This is a genomic window from Cellulomonas sp. P24, from assembly GCF_024704385.1.
In the GTDB taxonomy this organism is placed as follows: Bacteria; Actinomycetota; Actinomycetes; order Actinomycetales; family Cellulomonadaceae; genus JAJDFX01.
On the sequence record NZ_JAJDFX010000002.1, the window covers coordinates 841,382 to 864,806 of the forward strand.

At 69.7% G+C, this 23,425-nt stretch carries 17 protein-coding genes and 1 other RNA gene; 10 read left to right on the forward strand and 8 right to left on the reverse strand.

Features of this window, described 5'->3' with window-relative positions:
- Window positions 1-33: 33 nt before the first annotated feature.
- The 5 genes from LJB74_RS03985 to LJB74_RS04010 all read left to right on the forward strand — a co-directional run bounded on the left by LJB74_RS03985 (window position 34) and on the right by LJB74_RS04010 (window position 7,934).
- Entirely contained in the window at window positions 34-966 is a 933-nt protein-coding gene (locus LJB74_RS03985; protein WP_259307306.1) for an acyltransferase family protein, read from the forward strand.
- A 389-nt stretch (window positions 967-1,355) separates the two neighbouring features.
- Complete coding sequence (locus LJB74_RS03990; RefSeq protein ID WP_259307307.1) at window positions 1,356-2,006, forward strand: hypothetical protein; 651 nt, start codon at window positions 1,356-1,358, stop codon at window positions 2,004-2,006.
- Window positions 2,007-2,460: 454 nt separating this feature from the next.
- Complete coding sequence (locus LJB74_RS03995) at window positions 2,461-4,623, forward strand: DEAD/DEAH box helicase (RefSeq protein ID WP_259307308.1); 2,163 nt, start codon at window positions 2,461-2,463, stop codon at window positions 4,621-4,623.
- A gap of 70 nt (window positions 4,624-4,693) precedes the next feature.
- Window positions 4,694-7,105: an AAA family ATPase gene (locus tag LJB74_RS20565; protein WP_310650805.1), complete on the forward strand. Its 2,412-nt coding sequence runs from the start codon at window positions 4,694-4,696 to the stop codon at window positions 7,103-7,105.
- A 448-nt stretch (window positions 7,106-7,553) separates the two neighbouring features.
- On the forward strand, window positions 7,554-7,934 hold the full coding sequence (locus tag LJB74_RS04010) for an iron chaperone (RefSeq protein WP_259307309.1): 381 nt from the start codon (window positions 7,554-7,556) through the stop codon (window positions 7,932-7,934).
- Window positions 7,935-8,259: 325 nt separating this feature from the next.
- On the opposite strand, the gene LJB74_RS04015 is transcribed toward LJB74_RS04010, so the two are convergent.
- Together LJB74_RS04015 and LJB74_RS04020 are read right to left on the reverse strand one after the other, a co-directional pair.
- On the reverse strand, window positions 8,260-10,833 hold the full coding sequence (locus tag LJB74_RS04015; RefSeq protein WP_259307310.1) for a polynucleotide kinase-phosphatase: 2,574 nt from the start codon (window positions 10,831-10,833) through the stop codon (window positions 8,260-8,262).
- Window positions 10,830-12,377, reverse strand: a complete 1,548-nt coding sequence (locus LJB74_RS04020; protein ID WP_259307311.1) for a 3' terminal RNA ribose 2'-O-methyltransferase Hen1 — start codon at window positions 12,375-12,377, stop codon at window positions 10,830-10,832. Before LJB74_RS04020 ends, LJB74_RS04015 begins: the two co-directional genes overlap by 4 nt.
- A gap of 150 nt (window positions 12,378-12,527) precedes the next feature.
- Here LJB74_RS04020 and LJB74_RS04025 point away from each other — a divergent pair, with 150 nt between their 5' ends.
- The 4 genes from LJB74_RS04025 (at window position 12,528) to LJB74_RS04040 (ending at window position 16,974) form a co-directional block, all read left to right on the forward strand.
- Window positions 12,528-15,125, forward strand: a complete 2,598-nt coding sequence (locus LJB74_RS04025) for an NB-ARC domain-containing protein (RefSeq protein ID WP_259307312.1) — start codon at window positions 12,528-12,530, stop codon at window positions 15,123-15,125.
- 246 nt (window positions 15,126-15,371) lie between these two features.
- A complete protein-coding gene (locus tag LJB74_RS04030) occupies window positions 15,372-15,650 on the forward strand; it encodes a hypothetical protein (protein WP_259307313.1) in 279 nt (92 codons plus the stop codon).
- Between the two features lie 156 nt (window positions 15,651-15,806).
- Complete coding sequence (locus LJB74_RS04035; RefSeq protein ID WP_259307314.1) at window positions 15,807-16,217, forward strand: hypothetical protein; 411 nt, start codon at window positions 15,807-15,809, stop codon at window positions 16,215-16,217.
- Between the two features lie 376 nt (window positions 16,218-16,593).
- Window positions 16,594-16,974, forward strand: a complete 381-nt coding sequence (locus tag LJB74_RS04040; RefSeq protein WP_259307315.1) for a helix-turn-helix domain-containing protein — start codon at window positions 16,594-16,596, stop codon at window positions 16,972-16,974.
- A gap of 26 nt (window positions 16,975-17,000) precedes the next feature.
- On the opposite strand, the gene LJB74_RS04045 is transcribed toward LJB74_RS04040, so the two are convergent.
- The 4 genes from LJB74_RS04045 to ssrA all read right to left on the reverse strand — a co-directional run bounded on the left by LJB74_RS04045 (window position 17,001) and on the right by ssrA (window position 20,160).
- On the reverse strand, window positions 17,001-17,762 hold the full coding sequence (locus tag LJB74_RS04045; RefSeq protein ID WP_259307316.1) for a nucleotidyl transferase AbiEii/AbiGii toxin family protein: 762 nt from the start codon (window positions 17,760-17,762) through the stop codon (window positions 17,001-17,003).
- Window positions 17,759-18,385 carry a type IV toxin-antitoxin system AbiEi family antitoxin gene (locus LJB74_RS04050; RefSeq protein ID WP_259307317.1) on the reverse strand — a complete coding sequence of 209 codons (627 nt, stop codon included), beginning with the start codon at window positions 18,383-18,385 and terminating at the stop codon, window positions 17,759-17,761. Before LJB74_RS04050 ends, LJB74_RS04045 begins: the two co-directional genes overlap by 4 nt.
- Window positions 18,386-18,501: 116 nt before the next feature.
- A complete protein-coding gene (locus tag LJB74_RS04055) occupies window positions 18,502-19,716 on the reverse strand; it encodes a site-specific integrase (RefSeq protein ID WP_259307318.1) in 1,215 nt (404 codons plus the stop codon).
- Between the two features lie 76 nt (window positions 19,717-19,792).
- Window positions 19,793-20,160, reverse strand: a transfer-messenger RNA (tmRNA) gene (gene ssrA, locus LJB74_RS04060).
- A gap of 184 nt (window positions 20,161-20,344) precedes the next feature.
- On the opposite strand from ssrA, the gene LJB74_RS04065 reads away from it, so the two are divergent.
- Window positions 20,345-20,902 carry a TIGR03086 family metal-binding protein gene (locus LJB74_RS04065; RefSeq protein WP_259307319.1) on the forward strand — a complete coding sequence of 186 codons (558 nt, stop codon included), beginning with the start codon at window positions 20,345-20,347 and terminating at the stop codon, window positions 20,900-20,902.
- Between the two features lie 10 nt (window positions 20,903-20,912).
- Here the strand turns inward: LJB74_RS04065 and LJB74_RS04070 are convergent, their stop codons facing one another.
- The gene (locus LJB74_RS04070) at window positions 20,913-22,823 is read right to left on the reverse strand and encodes a DUF2207 domain-containing protein (protein WP_259307320.1); all 1,911 of its coding nucleotides are present in this window, start codon (window positions 22,821-22,823) and stop codon (window positions 20,913-20,915) included.
- Window positions 22,824-22,828: 5 nt separating this feature from the next.
- Window positions 22,829-23,299 carry an SsrA-binding protein SmpB gene (smpB, locus tag LJB74_RS04075; RefSeq protein WP_259307321.1) on the reverse strand — a complete coding sequence of 157 codons (471 nt, stop codon included), beginning with the start codon at window positions 23,297-23,299 and terminating at the stop codon, window positions 22,829-22,831.
- Between the last annotated feature and the right edge of the window lie 126 nt (window positions 23,300-23,425).

Below are 23,425 nucleotides of genomic sequence, written 5' to 3' on the forward strand. Positions count from 1 at the left end.
TCCTGCTCCCCCCTCACGCCGCTGTCCACGTCGGTGGGGTTCGCCGGACGGTTCCTGGCCGAGCTCGTGTGGTTCCTCGCCGTCTACGCGACAGCGACGCTCGCTGTCCCCTGGACGATCCGCTGGACCCGGCGACCGTGGTTCACGATCGGCCTGTGGTTCGCCGCCGTCGGCGCGGTGGATCTGCTGCGGTGGAACGTCTGGGCACCGCTGGGGTGGCTCAACCTCGTGCTCGTCTGGGGGCTCGTGCACCAGGTCGGGTACCACCTCCCGGCGCTGCGGGAGGCCCGACGTGCCTGGCTCGTCGCAGGCGGTGTCGTCGCCGTCGCCGCCGCGATCGGGCTCGGGGTGCTCGGTCCCTACTCGTCGTCGATGGTGTCGTTCGGCGGCGATCCGGAGCCGTCGAACCTGGCGCCCCCGACGCTCGTCGTCGCGTTGTTCGGGCTCGGCCAGGTGCTGCTTCTCGCGGCGCTCTGGCCGTGGCTGGCGCGGCGGCTCACGGTGGACCGGACGTACCGGGCGGTCGGCGCGCTCGGGGTCCGGTCGATCGGCATCTACCTGTGGCACATCCCCGTCGTCGCCCTGGTCGCCGGGGCGGCGTGGGTTCTCGACTTCCGGGCCGAGCCCCTCGGCGCCGTGTGGTGGCTCGCGCACGTGTCGGGGCTCGCCGTCATCCTCTCGGTCGCGTGGGCCGTCGCCGGTCCTGCTGCCGTCGTCGACCACCGGGCGCGCGCGTGGGCGGCACGGCGGCGTTCCTGGACGCGCGCGGTGGTGCCGTTCGCCGTGGTGGTCCCCGTCGTGCTCTGCAACATCTCCGTGACAGGGTTCGGGACCTGGTGGGGCGCGGGGATGCTCGGTCTGCCGTCCTCGAGCGTGCTCAACCTGGCCGTCCTCGCTCTCGCGTGGTTCGCCCTCGCGGCACGCGGAGAGCCGAGGCCCTCGGGGGCCGTACCGGGCCCGGCGTGATGCCCGGCCCGACGTGATGCCGGGCCCGACGCCCGACCCGAGTCCGGGCCCGACGTGCCGGGTGACGTGGCGCGGGCCGCCGGGTGGGAGTGACCGCGGTCGGCGCGGTGCGACCCGTGGGCGGACTCGCGCGCGAACGCCCCGGGACCCGGTCCTTCACCGGCCTCCGCCCCTCCCCTGGCGATCAGCGTGGCCACGAGCTGTGCCGCCCCCACGCCCAGCATCAGGAGACCGGCGAGCTCGGCACGGTGCACGCCGAAGGGACGCCAGGTGCGTCGTGACGCCCTTGTGCCGACCGCTTGGGCATCCTGTGTGCCCCGCGTGCCGACCTCGTGCCGATGGACGGTCGATCCCCGACGGGCCGTCGCGGGACCTGCACCGTGGCCATGATGGATCTCATGGGGGACGAGGCCGCTGGGGTGGAGCAGGGCCGACCGGAGCCCATATCGCGCCGTGCGACGACGCTGTGGCGGGTCGTCGAGATCGGGTTCGTGGTGGTGACAGCGGCGGCCTGGGTGACCGCCGCATGGCTCCCGAGGTTGCCCGTCACGGACGACTCGGGTCGCAGCGTCATGTTCGTCGTCGGGAACCAGCCGAGCGACTTCTGGCTGGGCGCCTCGATCGTCCTGGCCGCCGCCATGTCTCCCGTGACTGCGGCCGGTCTTCTTGTGTGGATCGTTCGTCGCGTGCCCAGGAGGTGGCGGGTACTGGCGAAGGTGGTCGCCTGGACCGTATGGCTTCTCGGCACGGTGCCTCTCGCTGTGATGGCCGTGGTGGGGGTCCTGCTGATCGGGATCGCGGAAGAGCAGATGATCGTCCGCGGCGATGACGGTTCACGGGTCATGATCGTGTGGGGCTTCGACGGTGACGTCGCCGGTGTCTGGCGTCAGGCAACCTCGTTCACCTACCTGCGAGACCCGGGAGAGACGACGATCGATCCCTCGAGCGGGCCCTGCCACCTTGACCGTGCGATGGCGTCACAGCTGACACTGACCTGCGGCTCCACGTCACAGCTGGTGAGCGATCTCCCTGGGGTCTGAATCGCCCGCCACGCGAGCCCGACGCTCCCCGGCGCCCGAGGGGGGCGGCGAACCCCGTCGCGACACGAGCCCGACGCGCCCCGTCGCCGCACAGCCCTGCCCCGCGAGACGCGGCTATGATCGTGCAACGTCACGCCGCCATCCCGTCTGCGGCATGACGAGGGACGTCACGCACGATCGTGGCCCGACCAGGCGTGATCGAGGTGTCCGGCGGGACGCTCCAGGTTCTCCGGTGACCGGCCGGGGCGCGACCGGGCCCCGCGGTGGTTCACCGTCGGCGCGAGCACGGGCCGACGGGCTGCGCGCGGGAACTCGACGCGGTGACCTGGCGTCCGCTCGCCGTGCCTGCGCCCAGGTGGTGCATGGCACGGGTACGACGCCCGACCGGTCCCGGGCGACCGCAGCACGACGCGCTGCACCGTGATCGCGGTGCAGCTGGTGCGAAGGAGGAGATGTGGCTCGACCAGGCCGACGCCGGTCCGGCGGTGCACGCACGGACGCCGTCACCCAGCGCCGCAGCGCCCCCCGTGCCGCCGCCCGACGACCCGACGAGCAAGGGCTCATCCCGGTGCTCGCCGAGGTCGCCCACGACGTCGACAACGCGGTGCGCCGCCCGCCGACGCGCCCGACGGTTCGCGCGAAGTTCCAGGCCGTGGCGCTGCTCGTCCGCGAGGAGCGCGCTCGGGTGCGGGCCGACACGACCATCACCGAGTCCCGACGGACCCAACAGCTGCGTCGTCTCGACGGGGTGGCGACGCTGCTGGCCAAGACCGCCGCCCGGGACACCTCGCTGCTCGGTCTGCTCGCCGACGACGCCCGGGTCTCCGACGCGGCCCGCGCCTTCAAGGCGACCGTGATGCGTGCCGGCGGCCTGGAACCGCCCGAGGAGCCCGCCCCCGCCGAACCGCCCGCGCCGACGCCCGGCTCCACGGGCCAGGTGGTGCCCCGGTCGGTGATCTCACGCCAGCTCGCGAACCCGTTCCTGGCCCCCGACTTCGAGGCCGCTGCTGAGCGGATCGCCGCCCGACCCCGGCTGCTGGCCGGCTGGGAGCTCCTCGAACCGCTCTTCCGGTCCTTCGAGTACGGCACCACCGGCACACCCGCCTGCATGCCGCTGCCCCGGGCCACCTCGGTGTCCGCTCCCCACGGCCGGGTGCTGATGCCGCACCAGGCCCAGGTCGTCGCGGCGACGGCCGCCGGTCACCGCACGTTCCTGCTCGCCGACGAGCCCGGGCTCGGCAAGACCGCCCAGGCCCTGCTCGCCGCACAAGCCGCCGACGCCTACCCGCTCCTGGTCGTGGCGCCCAACGTCGTGAAGACGAACTGGGCGCACGAGGTCGGGCTGTGGACCCCGAACCGCCGGCCCACCGTGGTCCACGGTGACGGCGACGAGGTCGACGGGTTCGCGGACATCGTGATCGTGAACTACGAGCTCCTCGACCGGCACGTCGGCTGGCTCGGCAGTCTCGGGTTCCGGGGCATGGTCGTCGACGAGGCGCACTTCATCAAGAACAAGGGCTCCCAGCGCTCCCAGCACGTCCTCGCGCTCTCGGAGCGAATCCGTGCCCGCACTGCCCGCCCACTGCTGATGGCACTCACCGGGACCCCGCTGATCAACGACATCGAGGACTTCCGCGCGATCTGGCAGTTCCTCGGCTGGATCGACGACAAGATGCCGCTCGGCCGGTTGATGGCCGCGCTCGAGGAGAACGGGCTCACCCCCGCCGACCCCGGGTTCTACACCGCCGCCCGGACCAGCGTGATCGACATGGGCATCGTGCGTCGCCGCAAGGTCGACGTGGTCGCCGACATCCCCGCCCGCCGCGTGGCCGACCTGCCGGTCGAGCTCGACGGGGCCGTCGGCCGCTCGATCCGCGAGGCCGAGGCCGAGCTCGCCCGCACGCTGGTCCACCGCTACCGGTCCGCCCTGGAGGTCCGGACGACGAGCGAGGTCGTCGACGGCATCGACCACGAGCTCGTGCGCCGGGTGGCGGCCGGGGCGCTCAAGGAGTCGAAGGCGCAGACCGGCGGCGAGAACGTGTTCACGATGGTCCGGCGGATCGGCCAGGCCAAGGCCGGGCTGGCCGCCGACTACGCCGCGCAGCTCGCCCGCAACGTCGGCAAGGTGGTGTTCTTCGCCAAGCACATCGACGTCATGGACCAGGCCGAACGTACGTTCGCCCAGCGCGGCATCCGCTACGCCTCGATCCGCGGCGACCAGACGCCCAAGGTCCGCGCCAAGAACATCGCCGCGTTCGTGGACGACCCCGACGTGGCGATCGTCGTGTGCTCCCTGACGGCTGCCGGCGTGGGGCTGAACCTGCAGGTCGCGTCGAACCTGGTGCTGGCCGAGCTGTCCTGGACCGATGCCGAGCAGACCCAGGCCATCGACCGGATCCACCGGATCGGCCAGTCCGAGCCCGTCACCGCATGGCGGGTCATCGCCGCGCAGACCATCGACAGCCGGATCGCCGAGCTGATCGACAGCAAGTCGGGGCTGGCCGCCCGGTCGCTCGACGGCGCGCTCGACGAGGACGCGTCGGGGTCCACGGACGTGCAGCTCGAAGCGCTGGTCGGGCTGCTCACCGACGCGCTCGTCGCCGAGGGCGTGGGCTGACGCCGTTCCGCCTCGGTACGGTGCTCACGTACAGCGCCGCGCACGCTGACTCAGGATCTCGGGGGTGATCATGACGGCCACGCCGATCACCCTCACGGACGAGTTCACGCGCGCGTTGGCGCTGCTCGACTCGGGGTGCAACTTGTTCCTCACCGGCAAGGCCGGTACGGGCAAGTCGACGCTCATCCGGCACTTCATGGCGACCACGGGGAGGCGCGTCGTCGTCGCCGCGCCGACCGGGATCGCGGCGCTCAACGTGGACGGCTACACGATCCACCGGCTGTTCAGCTTCGGGACCACGACGAGCCTCGCCGACGTGCTGGAGGGCCGCTACCGCCCCGGTCGGTTCGCCGCGACCCTCGCCGCCCTGGACACCCTCATCCTCGACGAGGCGTCGATGGTCCGCGCCGACCTGTTCGACATGCTCGTCGCCGCCCTGGAGCGGTTCGGTCCCCGGCCCGGGACGCGGTTCGGCGGGGTGCAGGTGGTCCTGGTCGGCGACCTCTTCCAGCTCCCGCCGGTCACCACCGAGCGGGAGAAGACGTTCTTCGAGACCCGGTATGCCACGCCGTACTTCTTCTCCGCCGACCGGTTCTCCCGCGAGGACTTCCCGACGGTCGCGCTCACCACGGTGTTCCGGCAGCTCGGAGACCAGCGCCTGACCCGCCTGCTCAACGCCGTGCGGGAGGGCGTCCTGGTCGAGCGGGCCCGGGCAGAGCTCAACTCCCGGACCGACCCGGACTTCGAGCCGCCCGACGACGAGTTCTGGCTCACGCTCGCGCCGACCAACCGGGTCGTCACCGCACGCAACCGTCGCCAGCTGGACCGTCTCCCCGGCGAGGCGGTGGTCCACCACGCCGTCGAGCGCGGCGACCTGAGCCTCTTCGATCCCCCGGTCGAGCGGACGCTCGAGCTCAAGGTCGGCGCGCAGATCATGATGCTCACCAACGACTCCGCCGATCGCTGGGTCAACGGCACGCTCGGTCGGGTGGTGGACCTCTGGCACGATCGCGACGGCCTGGGGATCGAGGTCGAGTTCCGCGACTCGACGACGGCGGAGGTGCGGCCCTACACCTGGGACGCGACCCGCCCGGTGCCCGAGGGCGGGACCCTGCGGCGAGAGGTCGTCGGCAGCTACACCCAGCTCCCCCTCAAGCTCGCGTGGGCGATCACCATCCACAAGAGCCAGGGGCAGACGCTGGACCGCCTGGTCGTGGACCTGCGTGGCGGGGCGTTCGACTACGGGCAGGTGTACGTCGCGCTGAGCCGGTGCACCTCCATGGACGGACTGGTGCTGACCCGCCCCGTCCTCCCCAAGGACCTCAAGACCGACCGGCGGATCCTGCGCTTCCTGCAGGCGGTGACCGCACCCGAGCAGGCCGCTCGGCGGTGTGCCCTCGGTATCCTCACGGTCGGCATGGACGGTCGGATGTCCCGGCCACGCCCGGTGGAGATCGCGGTGGCATTCGACGACGGGTCCGCGATCAGCACGCTCGTGAACCCTCAACGTGACCTCGACGACGCCCGCAGCGCCTTCGGGATCTCCGTGGACGACGTGCTCCTGGCCCCGACGCTCGCGGAGGCGTGGTCGGCGATCGCGCCGCTGCTGGACGGCTGCACGCCGGTGGGGTCGGGGATCGACGAGGCCCTGGGGCTCGTCGACTTCGAGCTCAAGCGGCTCGGGTCGGTCGCACCGCTGCCGATCGGCGTCGAGCTCCCCGCCGGGGCGCTGACACGCGAGGACCTCTGGGGGCTGTCGGGCCCGACGGCGTTGACCCGGGCCCGCGCGGCGATGGAGGTGCTGAGGCGCGACGACCTCGACACGTCGGGCGGCACGACCTTCGACGTCAGCGGCATGGACGACGAGGGCGGCTCCGCCGTGGACGTCGCGTACCTGCTCACCAGGGATGTCGAGGTCCGCCCGCCTGCGAGCGCGACGATGCCCACCCTCTCGGCGCTCATGGACACCAGCCGCCTGCTGAGCGGGGTGCTCCTCGCCGGCGACGTGCCCGCACCGCCGGCCGAGGTGACATCCGATGCGACGGTGGCGGACGTCGTACGCGGGGTCGTGGCCGAGCGTCTCGTGGCGGCTGCGGCGCGGACGACGGGACTGCCCGCCGCGCTGCTCGAGCGACTGCGTCGGCTGGAGGACGTGCTCGGGATCGGAGTGGTCGACGCGATCCTTGCCGGGATGGCGGCCGAGCAGGGCTCCCTGGCGGAGGCACTCCCCTCGGGTGCCCGGGTCTGCTTCACCGGCACCGCCGTCGACCCAGCCGGCCGGATCTGGGCCCGAGAGGAGATGAACGCCGCTGCCGCAGCCCGCGGACTCGTTCCCGTGGGCACGGTCACGAAGACGAGGTGCGACGTCCTCGTCGTCGCCGAGGTCGGCACGCAGTCCGGCAAGGCGCGGAAGGCGAAGGAGCTCGGCAAGCCGGTGTTCTCGGCGGACGAGTTCTTCGCGTGGCTCGCTGACGGGGCGTGAGGCCGGGGTCTGTCGCGGACGTCGTCGTGGGTGTGAGACCGCTGGCGCTGGGTACAGGAAGGGCCGCCATCCCCGGCGAGAGGGATGACGGCCTTCGAGGGCGTGCCGGTCTTGCGGCCGGACCACGACGTGGGTCAGCGTACCTCGGTGCCGTGATCGCACGATTCTGCCGTCGGCGCGATCGAGTTCGCCGAAACCGCCCCCTTCCCCGTGCGCCGGGCAGAGATCAGTCGTGCGGAGTAGGAATCACACGGCACGTAAGGCTCCTCCTCCACCTCGTGGTTCACCTCTCGGGACCACCAAGTCCAGGGGCCCTTGCTGGGCTAGCAGAACGGATCAGCCAGCGCCCTTGGTCAGGTGTCTCTCGATGGTCACCCCCTCCAGGGCCGAGGATGCTCACCGAGAGCACCTCTGGCTGGGTGTGACCACGCGGGCGTAGCCTCGGTGCGTGGGCGAGGTCGACGCGTATCTCAGCACGATCGATGGGGCGGATCGGGAAGCGCTCGAGCGCGTCATCGCGATCGCCCGCGACGTCGTACCCGAAGCCCAGGACGGCATCAGCTACGCCATGCCTGCGCTCCTCTATCGCGACAAGGGTCTCCTTGCGACGGTACGCACGAAGAAGTTCCTGTCGCTCTACCCCTACAGCGGTGCCGTTGTCGCGTCAGTCCTCGACGCGCTCAGCGACTTCCAGACCACGACCGGAAGCATCCACTACTCCGCGCACCACCAGCTGCCCGACGCCGTCGTGCGGCGCATCGTCGAAGCGCGACGAGCCGAGATCGACGCGACGTCAGGACAGGCATCCGACCGCGGCGAACCCCGCTGAGTCACTCACCACGCGGTCCGACCCTAGCGGGTGCTCCACCTTCAGCGGCTCACACCGGCCCCAGACACAGCGATAGCCACCCGCAAAAACGGGTGGCTATCGCTGTGTCAACGTGACCAGCGTTCCCGCAGCTCACAGCTGTGGAGGTGGCGGGAATCGAACCAGTTGGGACACCTTGGGACGTCGTGGCTTGACGCGCTGAACTGCGGCAACGCTTGCGACGCCTTCGGTCTTTGCGGGTCCGATTCGCCGCATGTGTTGACGGCGTCAACGCCAAGCGGTGATCGCCGAATAGTGACTCGCTCCCGCCTCCGGCGTCGGCGGCTCAGAGTCGGGGGTCGATCGGCTCCGACTCCAGGGCGAGGATCGCGAAGACGGCCTCGTGTACCCGCCAGATCGGCTCTCCCGCGATGAATCGCTCGAGCGCTTCCTGGCCGAGGGCGTACTCGCGCAGGGCGAGGGATCGCTTGTGGCCGAGGTTGCGGGATCGCAGCCGCTCGAGGTTGGCCGGCTCCGTGTAGTCGGGGCCGTAGATGATCCGCAGGTACTCGCGTCCGCGGACCTTCACGCCCGGCTGCACCAGCCGGCGACGGCCCGCGACGAGGTTGTCCACGGGCTTGACCACCATCCCCTCTCCCCCTGCCCCGGTGAGGCTCTCCCACCACTCGACACCGGCCGCGACCGAGTCGTCGTCGGCGACGTCGACGACCAGGCGACGCGTGGTCTGCAGCAGCCCGGTGGGGTCGGCGGCCACCAGGCGGTCGGCGACGTCCAGGTGCCACAGGTGGCTTCGGTCAGCGAACGTGGCACCCTCGGCGGCGAGCAGCTGGAACGGGGCCAGGCGGACACCGTCGAGCCCGTCCACCGACCAGACGTAGCGGCGGTAGGCCTCGACGAACTTGTCGGCGTTCTCCGAGCGGGAGCGCGTCCGGCGAAGCAGGTCATCCACCGGCAGGCCCGCGGCCGCCGCAGCCTCCAGGGCCGAGACGGCGGCGGGCAGTGCCGTGCGGGCCGCGGCACCCACGCTCGCGTACTGCGTGCGCAGCAGATCCTCGGCCTTGACCGACCAGGGCATCAGCTCGCAGTCGAGCAGCAACCAGCCGGCCTCGCTGCCGTTGCCCGACACGCTCCACAGGCCTGCTGCGGTCACGGCGTCGCGGACGACGGCGAGGAGCTTCTCGGTGAGCTCCGGGCCGAAGAACGGCCGCCCCGTTCGGGTGTGCACCACGCCGGTGACACCGTCGGGCATGGCGAAGGTTCCCGCAGCCGTGGCGCGGTCCCGGCACACGAGCACCGTGGCACGCGAGCCCATGTGCTTCTCCTCGCACACCACCCGCTCGATACCGTCGGCCCGGTAGTGCGCGAATGCCTCCCGGGGGTGCTCGAGCAGATCTCCGTCGGGCGCGGTGGCGCACGGGCTCATGGTGGGCGGCAGGTACAGGAGCCAACGCGGGTCGACCGCGAACCGGCTCATCACCTCGAGCGCACCGACCGCGTTCGCCTCGGCGACGGTGACCCGACCGTGGTGGCGGGTCTCGACGATCCGCTTGCCCAAGACGTCGGTGACATCAAGCACGTCCGGGTCACGGCGCCCACCTGCGCCGGCCTCGTCGCCTGCCGGGGGGAACGGCCGGGCAGGCTCGTACCAGACCCGCTCGGCGGGAACCTGGACGATCTCCTTCTCCGGGTATCGCAGCGCGGTCAGGTGCCCACCGAAGACGCACCCGGTGTCCAGGCACATCGTGTTGTTGACCCAGGTCGTGACCGGGGTCGGCGTATGGCCGTAGAGCACCACGGCTCGCCCCCGGTACTCCTCCGCCCACGGGAGCCGGACGGGCAGCCCATACTCGTCGGTCTCACCGGTGGTGTCCCCATACAGCGCGAAGCTCCTGACCCGGCTCGAGGCCCGCCCATGGAAGGCTTCCTTGAGGCCGGCGTGCGCAACGACGAGCCGGCCGTCGTCGAGCACCAGGTGAGCCACCAGCCCGTCGCAGAACTCCCGCACGACCCGCCGGAACTCGTCGGGCTCACCTGCCAGCTGGGCAAGGGTCTCGCCCAGACCATGGGAGACCTGCACCTGCCGACCGTCGAGCGCGCGCACGAGCTTGTTCTCATGGTTGCCGGGCACCGCGAGCGCGTGACCCGCCCCGACCATTCCCATGACGAGGCGCAGCACGCCGGGCGAGTCCGGGCCGCGGTCGACGAGGTCGCCGAGGAAGAGTGCGCGGCGCCCCTCCGGGTGGCGGGCGTCGACCGGGCGGCCGGCGTCATCACGTACGACGGCGTAGCCCAGTGCGACCAGGAGCGTCTCCAGCTCGCTTCGGCAGCCGTGCACGTCGCCGATCACGTCGAACGGCCCGTGGTCGTCGCGGTGGTTGCTGCGCAAGGGGGTGCGCACGATCGTCGCGGCAGCGACCTCCTCACCGGCGCTGAGCACGTGGACCGTGCGGAACCCTTCCCGGCCCAGGGACCGGAGCGAACGGCGCAGCTGCTGATGCTGTCGGCGGATCACGTGCGTGCCCAGGTCGCGGTCTGTACGGCCCGCGTTCCGCTCGAGACACACGTCCTCGGGCAGGTCCAGGACGACGGCGACCGGCAGCGCGTCGTGCTCACGTGCAAGGGTGACCAGGCTCTTGCGTGCTTCCGGCTGCACGTTCGTGGCGTCCACGACGGTGAGCAGCCCGGCGTCGAGCCGCTTGCCGACGATGACGTGCAGCACCTCGAAGGCGGCCTTGGTCGCGGCCTGCGAGTTCTCGTCGTTGGACACGAGACCGCGGCAGAAGTCGCTCGAGATCACCTCGAACCGGCCGAAGTGGCGGGCCGCGAACGTCGACTTCCCGGATCCGGACACCCCGACCAGGACGACGAGGGACAGCTCCGGGATCGTCAGCGCGCTCATGAGCTCACCGGTGAGGCCGGTACGGCATCGGGTGCAGCGGCAACGCCGGAGGACGCACCGGCATCGACTGCCACGTCGTCGCGGGTGAACACCGCCATCTGCGTGGGAGGGCCGACCTCGCCGTCCTCGGCGCCCACCGGCCGGAATACGACCGTGTAGCCGTACATGCGAGCCCCGGCCTCGGCCCACTCTCGGAACTGCGCGCGGTCCCACTCGAACCGGTGGTCATGGTGCCGCACCGTCCCCGCACGGAGGGCGGGGAACCGCACGTTGTACTCCGCGTTCGGGGTGGTGACGATCAGCGTGCGGGGGCGAGCGTGGCCGAGCACCGCTCGTTCGAGCGCCGGGAGCCGTGGCGGGTCGACGTGCTCGATGACCTCCATGAGCACCGCCGCGTCGAAGCCGGCGACCCGGGCGTCCCGGTAGGTGACGGACGACTGCACCAGCTCGATCCGACGCCGCTTGACCTCCGGCAGGCTCTCCAGGTGCAGCCGTCGGGTGGCGAGCTGCAGAGCCCGGAACGACACGTCGACCCCGAGGAGGCGCTCGTACGTCCGGTCGCCCAGAAGTGCAGACAGGAGGGTTCCCTCACCGCAGCCCAGGTCGACGACGGAGCGTGCGCCCGACTCGGCGATAGCTGCCAGCACGGCGTCGAGGCGTCGGTGCGCGAGCGGCACGGGTGGAGCGTCGGGTTGCCCGGCGGCGGAGTCGCTGAGGGCGGCGTCCACGCCGACCGGTGACGCGGCGTCAGCCGTCGACCCGTCCGGGACGACGACGGCATCATCGAGGGCTTCAGAGAGAACGTCGTCCACGTCGGCAAGGCGTTCGAGCGCCGAGGTCGCGAGACCGCGCTGGTTGGCGAGGTACCGATGCACGATGCGCTCACGGTCCGGGTGCGTGGCCAACCAGCCCTCGCCTGCACGCATCAGCTTGTCGATCTCCTCGTGCCCGACCCAGTAGTGCTTGTCGGCGTCCAGGGCAGGGAGCAGGACATAGAGATGACTGAGCGCGTCGGACAACCGCAGAGTGCCGGAGAGTCGCAGGTCGACGTACCGGGAGTCGCCCCAGCGGGGGATCTCCGGGTCGAGCGGAACCGGTGTCGCATCGACCTGCCAGCCGAGCGGGGCGAACATCTGTTCCGCGACGGCCGCGCCGCCACGGCACGAGACCGCCGGCGCGTGGATCTCCAACGGGATCGCACATCCAGGAAGCTCGGGACGCGCGTCGCACCGTCCGGCGATCGCCGTCCGATACACCCGGCCGAGAGCGACAGCCAACATCGACGACGCGGCGTACGGCCGGTCGTTGACGTACTGCGCCAGACTGAAACCCGCCCGCTGGTCCCCGGACCTGCCGCGGACCAGGGCGATCGGGTCCACCTCGAGAAGCAGGGCCGCGGTGCAGCGCTCCTCGGTCGCCTCGGGGTAGAAGACGTAGGCCGTACCCACCGAGAGCTCGAACGACTGGACCTTGCCAGGATGCTTGTGAAGTAGGAAGCCGAGATCCGTCGCCGACGGCGCGGTCGACGTCACGGTGAGCAGCATGTCCATGATCCTGCCACCGTGAGCCGCCAACGAGCTCGGCTTCTGAACATCGCGTTCAGAGGCGTCTTCGCGCGGTAACCCCGTCGAACCAGCAAGATCGCCCGCTTCCTGTGGTATCCATGACTTACGCTACCCAGTTGGAGAATCGCCATGGATCAGACTCCGAATTTCCTCCCAACCCAGCGCATGCTGGAACGGGTCGAGATCGCACGCAGCGACTCCGATACTGCGTACTTCTTCGAACTGCTCTACCTCGGGGAGTTCACGATCAAGCTCATCACGGTGGAACTTCTCGCGGGCCTCCGGGATGACCGAGATCGGCAGCGGTACGCGCTGGAACACAGACTCGTGCGTGCCGACGGAATCGGCGCGTGGGCTGAGATCGTAGATGAAGCCCTGACTGGCCCCGCCAGTCAACATTTTGTACCCGACGCACGGGATTCGCAGACCGCCATCGCGATGACGTTCGGTCCCGGTGACGGCAGTTGGCAACGTCGAGCCGTAGATCACCTCAATGCTGCGTGTCGGTACCTTGAGCCCACCTATGGCGACACATCTGCACTAAAGGTCTCTTTGAGGAACTGGATCAGAGATTTCGTGTGGCTGCGCAACCGTACTCGCGGCCACGGTTCCCCGAAACCAGAAATGCTCTCCACGCTAAGTCCGCGACTCCAGGAATCCCTCGATGCGGTACTGAACGGCTCGCCGACCTTCTCCCGATCGTGGGTGCACCTGAAGCGCGGACTATCCGGCAAGTACCGAGTGACGCGCTTCGGCGGCGACCGATCACCATTCGCGCATCTCGCCGCAGAGGCCGATCACCAACTCGCGGACGGCATCTATGTGGCCCAAGGCGAGCCGAGACGGGTGCAACTACTTTTCACAGATGCCGATCTGACCGACTTCTTTGTGCCAAACGGAGCCTTCCGTGGTGACGTCTTCGAGGCGGTCTCATATGTTACGGACGATCGTCGGTCGATACCAGGTGCCAGTTGGCTACTGCCCGCGGACGCTGAGCCGCCGAGCGAGACCGCTGCATATCCGGGACTTGAGGTCGTAGGCGAATCGTTCACAAATATGCCACCACGGCGAAGTGGATACATTTCCCGCCCCACACTCGAATCCGAGTTGGACTCAGTGCTCTGCGATGATCGGCATCCCGTGATCACGCTCCACGGGCGTGGCGGGGTGGGCAAGACATCGATGGCACTGGAGGTTCTCCACAGAATCGCCGAAGTGAGCGAGTTCTCTGCGATCGTCTGGTTCAGCGCCCGTGACATTGACCTCCTCCCGGACGGACCTAAGGTCGTTCGCGCGGACGTCCTCTCGATCGACGATATTGCACGGGACTTCGCTCGACTCCTTACTGGGGCAAAGCCCAAGATCTCCGATGCTCGTCGACTTATAACAGCTGCGCTATCTGGCACGTCCGCGGATGGCCCGTATCTCTTCGTCTTCGATAACTTTGAAACCATTCGCGCTCAGGGCGAACTCTACGCATATCTGTCAAACGCCGTGCGATTGCCAAACAAAGTGCTCATCACAACCCGCAGCCGAGACTTCAAGGCAGACTACCCTGTCGAGGTCGGCGGGATGGCCCGGGAGGAGTACCAACTCCTCGTGCAGGACGTGGCTGGACGGCTGGGGATATCAAGTCTTCTCGACGAAGAGTACAAAGAGCGCCTATACGAAGAGTCCGATGGACACCCCTATATCACGAAGGTCCTTCTCGGCGAAGTGGCCCACGCAGGACGAAAGGTCGCATTCAAGCCGGTTGTGGCGACGAAGGCTGCGGTTCTTGACGCGCTATTCGATCGCTCTTTTGCCTCCCTCTCGCTTGCCGGAAAGCGCGTGTTCCTGACCTTGTGCAGCTGGCGGTCGCTTGTGCCCCGTATTGGCCTGGAGGCGGTACTATTGCGCCCGGGCAACGAGCGATTTGATATAGATGCAGCCGTCGCCGAACTGGCGCAAGCATCCCTAATTGAGGAGGTGTGGTCCGAGGAGGACTCTTCGTCATTCCTTTCGGTACCGCTCGCGGCCGCCGTCTTCGGAAAGAGGAAGCTGGTTGCTTCGCCTCTTAAGATCGCCGTTGAGGCCGATATTGATCTCCTTCACAGCTTCGGAGCGGCGACAGCTGGAGAAGTTGCGGCCGGATTGGGCCCGCGAGTTGACCGTCTCGCCAAGGTGGTCGCCCAGCGAATCGCCGAGGGCGCGAATCGAGATCAGGAGCTCGCGGTGGTTCAGTATATTGCCACTGCGTACCCAAAGGCATGGCTGAATGTTGCTCAGATCGAGGAGGACGGCGGCAATCTTGCAGAGGCGGCCGCGTCAGTACGGCGCTATCTGGAAGCAAGGCCGGATGACGAAAGCGGGTGGCGCAAGCTTGCGCAGTTGTGTCGCGCGGCAGGGGATTCGCTCGGCGAGGTGAGCGCGCGCATTGAGTTGGCCGAAAGAGCGAGTACGGACTTCTATGACTTAAGCATGGCTGCTCAGCGACTCAACTACCTTCTGTCGACCAAAGAAGTGAGTCTTGAGGCCGACGAGCGGCTCATGGCGGTGGGCCGGCTTCGGCTCGTCATCGAGGCGCGGTGGCGCGAGGCCGATGCTACCGACCTTTCGCGACTGGCGTGGCTGTGCATGCACGACCACGATCTCGAAGGTGCGAGGCACTGGGCCTCAGTTGGACTCGAGTCGGAGCCGGACAACGAGCACTGCCGTCGACTCGTTGAGCGACTCACGAGTTCGTAGAGCCCCGCGGGGTCCGATCGCAGGTCGGCGCGGCCCGGAGGTGTCGGTCCCCAACGACGCGGTCGCTTCGCGCGTGTGTTGGTCCTGAGGTCGGCGTGGCCAACGCCTCGGGCAGACACTCCTCGCCGTGGTGCCAGAAGTGTCTACGCCCATTCTGACAACTCGGGTTGTCGTAGACCGGGAGGTCTTCGGGAGTCGGCACCGAGGCGTCGATCGTTTGGGGCGGGTTCGTGGGATCGTGAGGTCGTGAGCGCGCTGACCTGTCCGATGTGCGGAAGTGAGATCGATGCGTCCGGACCGGGCGTGGCGTCGCATCATCCGGACTACGACCCGTTGCGTGGTTGGGCTTCTTCCTGGGTCCCGTTTGTCGAGGATCTCCGGGGATCGCCGCCGCGGCTCGTGCATGCCGCATGCTTCGCGAACGAGCAAGGGATCGATGCCCTGATCGAGCTCTTCCACACGCGCGACTTGGCCGTGCGGCAGACGGAGCACGAACGGTGGCGGAAGGACCGCGGGATCGCCTGAGCCGAGCCGCGCGGACTGTCGCGGCGTGCCGCCAACTTTCTTGGATGCCGAGCGGACGGCGGCCGGCATCGTGATGCAAGAAGAGTCTTCGTCTCAGCAACCGTGGTTGTCAGTGGTCAGCACCAGCATGATGGCGAGGGAGCGGCTGGAGGCGCGATGGGCAAGGGACGGCGGGAGCGGGAGGAGCGGGCTGCGGCGCGCAGGGCGCCCGCGGCGGGGCCGGCGGAGCAGGTCGCGTGGGACGAGATCGCAGCGCTGCTTCCGCCCCGCCACGGGCAGGTTCCGCCGACGACAGTGCCGCCTCGGCTGGCAGCTCGTCCGTCGGCTGGCCGCTCGGCAATGTCGGCACGGGCGCCTGCTCGGCGGCCGCGCGGGCAGCGGGAGTTCGTCGAGCTCGCCCGTCTCGCTGCAGAGCGCGACCAGGTTCGCGAGGTGCTGGCTGCAGCGGAGGCGGCGATCGCCAAGCAGATGCATCGGGAGCGTCGGGCAGGCGCGAGCTGGGGCGACATCGGCCAGGCACTGGGCGTGAGCCGCCAGGGTGCTCGTCAGCGGTTCGGCGAGGGGTAGTCCACGGGCCCAGGTGATCGGCACGGCGCGCAGATTCGTCGTCGGGCACCTGGGCATCGTGGTCGCCGTCCGCAACCGCTACTCGGTGAGGGCAACGCGTCGCGCGCCGATCCCGACCGGCCGCGAGGTTCCGTGCGGCGGTCGCGATTCTCGCCCTCGGTACACGCGCCCCGCGGGCGCAGACGACGACGCAGGGTGCGCGTGATGTGCCTGGTCACGAGGGTGGCGCTCATGTTGGTCGCACTTCCGCATACCTCCTAGTAGGGAGACTGCGCGCGGTCTGCCCGATCGGTCGCCACCGGTCGTGCCGGTTGACGCGTCTTCTCCCTCCGATCCGCGCACCTCACGGGTGCGCGGCCGACGATGGAAGCCTGCGATGAACCAGGACGCGACGAGTCGTGACGTGATGACGATGACACCGGAGGAGGTCGCCCAGCGGCTGGGGATCTCGGCGTGGTGGGTGCGCGAGCAGATCCGGCGCGGGCGGGTGCCGCATCTGCGCTTCGGCCGGCGGCGGATCGCGCTGCTGCCCGCACATGTGGACGCGATCATCGAGCTGGTGACCGTGGAGCCGGTGGGGTGGCAGGGGAACGGCGAGAGCGACGGACCTGCGTCAGGCTCGGGCGGAGACGCATCGGTCAAGCCGCCGATGGCGTCAGGAACTGCGTCAGTCGACCTGACGGCACTCCATCCGACGGACCGCTCCGTTCGCGCGCACCGGCGACGGCCCCACGTCCAAGGCGACCAGCTCTTCTGACCTGCGGTCGGTCATCGGCCCCGCCATCACGCCGACGCGGCCAGGCGCCAGGCCTCACGGACGGAGTCAAGCGCGTCAGCGGCGGTCACTCGCAACCTCGTCTGGTGCCCGAGGGCACCGCGCCATACGGTCTCGTCAGGAGCGGTCTCGAAGACCCAGCTCGCAGGCGGCCGCGCCTGCGGACCCCGGCGGACGAACACCTCGAGCGCGCCGGCGTCAATGAGACCTCGCTCGCCCATCGCCCAGAGGTCGTAGAGATCACGGGGCGCGTGCCGGTCCATCCACGCGCTGAGCTTGGCACCGGCGAAGCCAGCTGCCGTCAGGGTGCGGAGCCGCGCCGGTGGAGCGTCGCTGTAGCGCTGCTCGATGTCGCGGACCTCGGTGGGCCAGAGGTAGCCGTCGCCGCTGACGAGCTGAACCTGGACACTTGCGGTCCCCGCGAACACGAGCGTCGTCGGCTGGCTGCCTGTTGTCGCGCTCAACGCGGGGCGCCAGGTGGGCCGTCCGTGGCTCCGCGCCAGATCCCGCCGAACGGCCGCCTCGATCTGCCCGGCGACGTCGGTGCGCGGAGCGAAAGCGATGAGGTCGACGTCCTCACTGAGCCGGGCATCCGTCAGGAAGGTGCGCGAGAGCGCCGTGCCCCCGAAGAAGACGACATCGTCGGTAGCGACACCCGTCGAGATCGCCGCGAGGACATGGGAGATGAGGTGGTCGCGGCGCACCTGCTCGAGGTCCGCACCGAATGCGTCTGCGACAGCCGCCCACTCGTCACGCTGGAGGGAAGTCATCGGCCGACCGCAACGCGCCGAAGCGTCGCACGCATTCTCTGCCGGGCAGCGATCTCCTCAAGGACTTCGGTGTCGCACTCCGGCCAGAGTGCCGCAATCGCCTCCAGGGCGTCGACGTCCTCGGCCTGCGGGTCGTTCCGGGCGAGGTCCAGCACCGTCTGCTCGGGTGTGGTGGCGAGCGCCGGGCCGAGGTCGGTCTGGACGAGCACGGCGTCGAGCGTCGTGACGTCGCGCGTGACGAATCTGACGTCGCCGTCCCGGTCGGCCAGACGCAGCGGACGCCGCCGGGTAGGAACCGCGACATAGCCCGTGCCGATGGCGCGTGGAAGCGCGCGGTGGACTCGCGCAGCGGTGAGGCCGGTGAGCACCGGAACACGGTCGCCATACAGGGCGGTGGCGACCGCAGCAGTCGCCGCCTCGAGCGTCGGCCGCCACGTCGCGGGGTCACTTTCCGGCGGAATGGCGCAGTAGATTCCGTGGGCCAGACGGTGCAAGAGGCCACGGCGTTCGAACTCGCGAATCTCCTGCCTCGGATGCGCATAATCGAGCGCAAGCTCGGCGGTGCGGATCGTGCGCAGCGGCGCGCGAGCGGCGCGCCTGACGACCTCCGTGCGTGCACTCATATCGCACATAGTAGGCTCCTGAACCTACTTTTCGCACACTGTTCTTCGTGTCGGACCAGTCCCAGAACTGGCCGCCAGGTCACCGCCGGCCGTCGCGGCGACTTCTGTCCCGCTCATCACTTCCTGGCGCCGGCGCGCCCGTCCAGGTCCGCTGCGGCCCCACCGGGCGCCGCCAACCCGGCCATCGCCCTCCCCGCCGCATCGGCCGCCGCCCGCTGCTGGTCCGGCATCAGGTGTGCGTAGGTCTCCGTCGTCGTCGTGATCGACTCGTGCCCGAGCCGCCGCTGCAGCACGAACAGGTCCGTTCCGGCAGCGATCATCCAGGACGCGTGCGTGTGCCGAAGGTCGTGCACGCGTGGTCGCTTCGTCAGCCGGGGCGCGTCGAGGTCGGGCGATCCGTCTGCCAGCCGAGGGTTGCACGCCGCGTCGAGCGCCGGTGTCCACGTCGTCGTCCAGAACCGCGAAGACGAGAGCTGCGACCCGACCGTGTTGGTGAACAGCAGCTCGTCGGGCGCCTTCCCAGCGACGAGCGGCAGCAGCACGTCCACGAGGTCATCGGGCAGCGACACCGTCCGCCGCGCCCGCTTCGTCTTGGGCGGCCCGACGTACCAGTGCCGATCGGCGTCACGCTTCCACGCCTTCGTCACCCGCAGAGTCGCCGGTCGCGCGGTCAGGTCGACGTCCCCGGCCGTCAGCGCCGTCGCCTCGCCCCACCGCAGCCCCGTCGCCACGAGCGTGAGCACCAGCGGCTGGTAGTGCGCGGACACCTTCGACAGCAGCAGCCCGAACTCGTCGCGCGTGAGGACTGTCATCTCGTCGCGGGTCGCCACCGACTTCGGCAGCTCGACTCCGACGCACGGGTTGTCGGTCCGGTAGCCCAGCCGCGTCGCGGTCGTCATCGCCGCCGACAGCAGCCCGTGCACGTTGGCGATCGTCTTGGGTGCGAGGCCCTTGTCCGCCATCGCGCGCACCCATCCGGCCACGTGCCGGTACGTGAGGGCGCTGACGGGATAGGACCCGAGGACCGGCGCGATGTGCGCCGTCAGCTGCTGGCGATAGTGCGCCCGCGTGTCCGCGCCGACACCCGTGAGCAGGTCGATGTGCTCGGACATGGCCTCGAGCACCGTCGGGCCCGGTTTCCGCACCGCCTCGGCAATGCGCGCCGCCTCGGCCGCGTGGCCGCCGGCCGCCTCGATGAGCTCTTTCGCGACGCGCGCCTCGCGTTCGTCGTCGTACGTGAGCGACGTCTGGCGTCCCGTCTCGGGATCGCGCCACAGCACCGCGAACGAGCGTGTCCCGTCGGCTCGTCGACGCTCCCGCACGCTGGCCATAGACACAAAAATAGCCACCCGTGTCAACGGATGGCTATCCCTGTGTCAACAAGACTTGCGTTCCCGCAGGTCAGAGTGGTGGAGGTGGCGGGAATCGAACCCGCGTCCGATGACGCAGAACCAGGACTTCTCCGGGCGCAGACTGCTGCGCTTTTCTCAGCCCCCACGATCTAGCAGACATGCCGTGGACAGGCTCAGTCGCCTAAGAGTCCCCGCAGCACCGACGACGAATGCTGCGAGCAGTGGCTCTCTAGATGACGCCAGTTACCGAATCGAGAGCGCATTCGGGCTGACGGACTTCGAAGACTCGCTCAGGCGGCGAGTGCGAAGTCGGTGCGCGATGTATTGGCACCTATTGGTTTGCGCGGATCGTTAACGAGATAACCGTGCGTCCTCGGCCCGCTTCTCCTGGCTCGACGACCACCGTCGAAACCGATCACCCCCTGTGCAGTTGTCAACTGCTCGCTCGGCCCCGAGGGGCCACGCGTGCGCTGTCACTCTACGGGATCAACGCCGCGGGGCGCCTCATGATTCCTGCGGCCCGGGGGCGTCTGCCACCCACAGGAGACGTCCGGCACGGCCGGTCCCCCCGGTGGCGACGCCGTCGCGCCGAGAGCACGCTGATGCCATGGACGAGCTCCTGGAACTGCACCGTGTCAACGCCGACCGCTTCACGGGACTGGTCTCGCACATCGGCGACAGGTGGGACCTGCCCACCCCGTGCGACGAGTGGTCGGTGCGCGACCTCGTGAACCATCTGACCTCGGAACAGCTGTGGGCACCCCGGCTGCTCGCCGGGCGCACCGTCGCGGAGGTCGGCGACGCGTTCGACGGCGACGTCCTGGGTGACGACCCGGTCGCGACCTGGCGCTCCGCCATGAGCGCCGCGCTTGCCGCCTTCGCAGCCGACGGTGCCATCTCGCGCACCGTGAGCCTGTCGCGCGGACCGACACCCGCCCACCAGTACCTCGAGGAGATGGTCATGGACCTGGCGATCCACGGCTGGGACCTCGCCCGCGCCCTCGGGGTCGACGAGACCATCGACCCGGCGACGGTCGACCGCCTCCTCGTCGCGCTGAGCGCCAACCCTCTCGGGCCCAGCCGCTACTTCAAGGAGCCGCTTCCGACCACCGAGGACGACGACGAGCAGACGCGGCTCCTGGCCCTCGTGGGCCGCCGCGCCTGACGGCGGACGGCTACCAGCCGCCCACTCCCCCGCCGCCGCCACCGCCGCCGGAGAACCCGCCGCCGCCGAAGCCCGACCCGCCGGACGAGCCGGGCGTCGGCGCCGCGATCGACTCGGTCGCGAGGTTCGTGAACGTGTCGAGGTTGCTGCCGAACGCGGCGTACGACGCCCAGAACATCCCCGTGTGGAACCCGACACCGCCGTACCAGGTCGGTTCGGCGACCGCGTAGCCCTGCGCGGCGAGCTCGCCGAACACCCGGGCCCAACGCTCGGCGACACCGAACACGATCGCGTAGGGCAGGTACCGGCTGAAGATGTCCTCGCCTTCCTCGAACCGGATCTGGTTCGCCTCCGCGGTGGTGAGGTACCGCTGGAACCCGAAGGCCTGCGCGAGGACCGCCGTCCCGGCAGGGGTCCGCGCCGGTGCCGACTTGGCGACGACGACCATGACAAGGCCCACGATGACCAGGGCCCCCGGCACGAGGGCGATGCCCTTGACGTCGACGACGTTCGCGGCCGCGAACGCCCCGAACAGCCCGAAGAACGCGAGGATCGCCCCGCCGACCTGCCACCGGCTCCGCACGCTCGCCGGGTTGGCGGAGAACCACCGGTTGTCGGTGACGTCCTCGTACAGCAGCGTCTGAACCCTGCTCATCGACGATGCGAACGTCGTCTTCAGCGTGCTCAGGTCGACCTGCCGACGTTCGGCGAAGATGTACCCGAGCAGCGTCGCCTCGAACATCTTGAGCTCGGGACCGGCCTCGCGGAGCTGGCTCAACGTCCAGTCGTTCGGCTTGCGGCCGGCCTTCTTCGGTGGGACCTCGTCGATGCGCAGGTAACCGCGCACGGCCAGGTCGATGATCGTGGCCGTGACGTCCTTGGGGTCGGCGACCTCGTCGAGCAACGTGCCTACCTCACCGGGGCTGACCCCGGGCGGAGGCGTGAACTGCACGGCCACGGGCGTGCGCTTGTCGCGGTACCCGACCTGCAGCTCCTGTCCCGGTGCCGGCGCCAGTCCGGGCGTGAGCCCCAGGTACTGGCGGTCGCGCCCGTTCCGCATCACCCGCCGTATCACGAGCACCGAGCCGGCGCCGGCGATCAGCAGCGCGAGCACACCGGTGACGGCCGTCGGGGTGACCGGGTCGAGCGGGCTGGGCGTCGCGATGATCAGCGCCTTCGCGCCGGTGAACGCCGACGCCGGGTAGTGCACGGCGACCGTCAGCCCGTTCCCCGGGTTCAGCGTCTGCTGCGTGAAGGCCGCGGTCCCGTCGGGGTTGACCGCCCCGGCGTCGCACGGCGTCGTGCTGTTCGTCGGCCCGCTGAAGCATGTCGCGCCGTCGGCCGCGACCGGCCCGGCGACCGTCACCGAGACGTCGGAGATCGGGATCGACCCCGCGTCGGCGCCCACGACGTTCCAGTAGAACTCGGCGTGGTCGCTGAACGGGTTCACCACCGAGCCGATCGTGTACTCGATGTGGTAGCTCTGGACGCCCGAGATCCCGCCTTCGTTCGCGTCACCGATCTTCACGATGAGCCACCCGTTGCTGGTCTCCGTGTTGACGCCGGCCGGAGCACCCGTCGAGCTGGAGGCGGTGAGGCCGGAGACCGGGTAGGAGCGCACGTGCGCGCTGTCACCGGTGATCGCCTGCTGCACCGGGATCGAGATCGTCGGCCCGTGCCCCGGGTCGCCGCCGAAGTCGAAGTCCAGGTCGATCGCCACGTGCGCGTTGCCACCGGACGTCAGCGTGTACGTCAGGGCGTAGCGCGTGACGTGCCGTCCCCCGGTGTCCGACGCGTGCACCGCGGCCACGGCCGGAGCGGACGCGAACCCTCCCCAGGCCACGAACAGTCCGGCGAGCAGTCCGACGAGCACGGTCACCACGGCCGCGCGGCGTCGTGGAAGGAGGTGACGCAGGGGCATGGTTCTCACCGATCCCGCTTGGAGCGCATGGCCCGTTGGGCCTCGAGGTTGTCCTGCCGTTCGCGGAGCGTCTGGCGCTTGTCGTACTCGCGCTTGCCGCGTGCCAGCGCGATCTCGACCTTGGCGTACCCGTCCTGGAAGTACAGGGACAACGGGATGATCGTCAGGCCCTTCTCGTGCGAGCGCTGGTCCAGGCGCTCGATCTCGATGCGGTGCAGCAGGAGCTTGCGCTTGCGCCGTGGCGCGTGGTTGGTCCATGTCCCGTGCGCGTACTCGGGGATGTGCACCCCCTGCAGCCAGGCCTCGCCGCCCTCGATCTCGCAGAACCCGTCGACCAGCGACGCCCGCCCGGCCCTCAGGGCCTTGACCTCGGTGCCGCTCAGCACGATCCCCGCCTGGAAGACGTCCTCGATCGTGTAGTCGTGGCGCGCCTTGCGGTTGCTGGCCACGATCGTCCGGCCCTGCTCCTTGGCCACCACGCACCTTCTCTCGTCCGACGGGCATCGCCGCGCACCGCATGATCGGGGTGGGAGGCTGCCGCCCCAGGGTAGAGGACCGCACGCCGCGCGCGTGCATGGTTTGCCGCACCCGCGGAACACCCC

Excerpts from the sequence above, each read along its gene's own strand:
- LJB74_RS03990 (WP_259307307.1), top strand. The coding sequence starts at position 1,356 with ATGGATCTCATGGGGGACGAGGCCGCTGGGGTGGAGCAGGGCCGACCG.
- LJB74_RS20565 (WP_310650805.1), top strand. The coding sequence starts at position 4,694 with ATGACGGCCACGCCGATCACCCTCACGGACGAGTTCACGCGCGCGTTG.
- LJB74_RS04015 (WP_259307310.1), bottom strand. The coding sequence starts at position 10,833 with ATGAGCGCGCTGACGATCCCGGAGCTGTCCCTCGTCGTCCTGGTCGGG.
- LJB74_RS04020 (WP_259307311.1), bottom strand. The coding sequence starts at position 12,377 with ATGCTGCTCACCGTGACGTCGACCGCGCCGTCGGCGACGGATCTCGGC.
- LJB74_RS04025 (WP_259307312.1), top strand. The coding sequence starts at position 12,528 with ATGGATCAGACTCCGAATTTCCTCCCAACCCAGCGCATGCTGGAACGG.
- LJB74_RS04035 (WP_259307314.1), top strand. The coding sequence starts at position 15,807 with ATGGGCAAGGGACGGCGGGAGCGGGAGGAGCGGGCTGCGGCGCGCAGG.
- LJB74_RS04040 (WP_259307315.1), top strand. The coding sequence starts at position 16,594 with ATGAACCAGGACGCGACGAGTCGTGACGTGATGACGATGACACCGGAG.
- LJB74_RS04045 (WP_259307316.1), bottom strand. The coding sequence starts at position 17,762 with ATGACTTCCCTCCAGCGTGACGAGTGGGCGGCTGTCGCAGACGCATTC.
- LJB74_RS04050 (WP_259307317.1), bottom strand. The coding sequence starts at position 18,385 with ATGAGTGCACGCACGGAGGTCGTCAGGCGCGCCGCTCGCGCGCCGCTG.
- LJB74_RS04055 (WP_259307318.1), bottom strand. The coding sequence starts at position 19,716 with ATGGCCAGCGTGCGGGAGCGTCGACGAGCCGACGGGACACGCTCGTTC.
- LJB74_RS04065 (WP_259307319.1), top strand. The coding sequence starts at position 20,345 with ATGGACGAGCTCCTGGAACTGCACCGTGTCAACGCCGACCGCTTCACG.
- LJB74_RS04070 (WP_259307320.1), bottom strand. The coding sequence starts at position 22,823 with ATGCCCCTGCGTCACCTCCTTCCACGACGCCGCGCGGCCGTGGTGACC.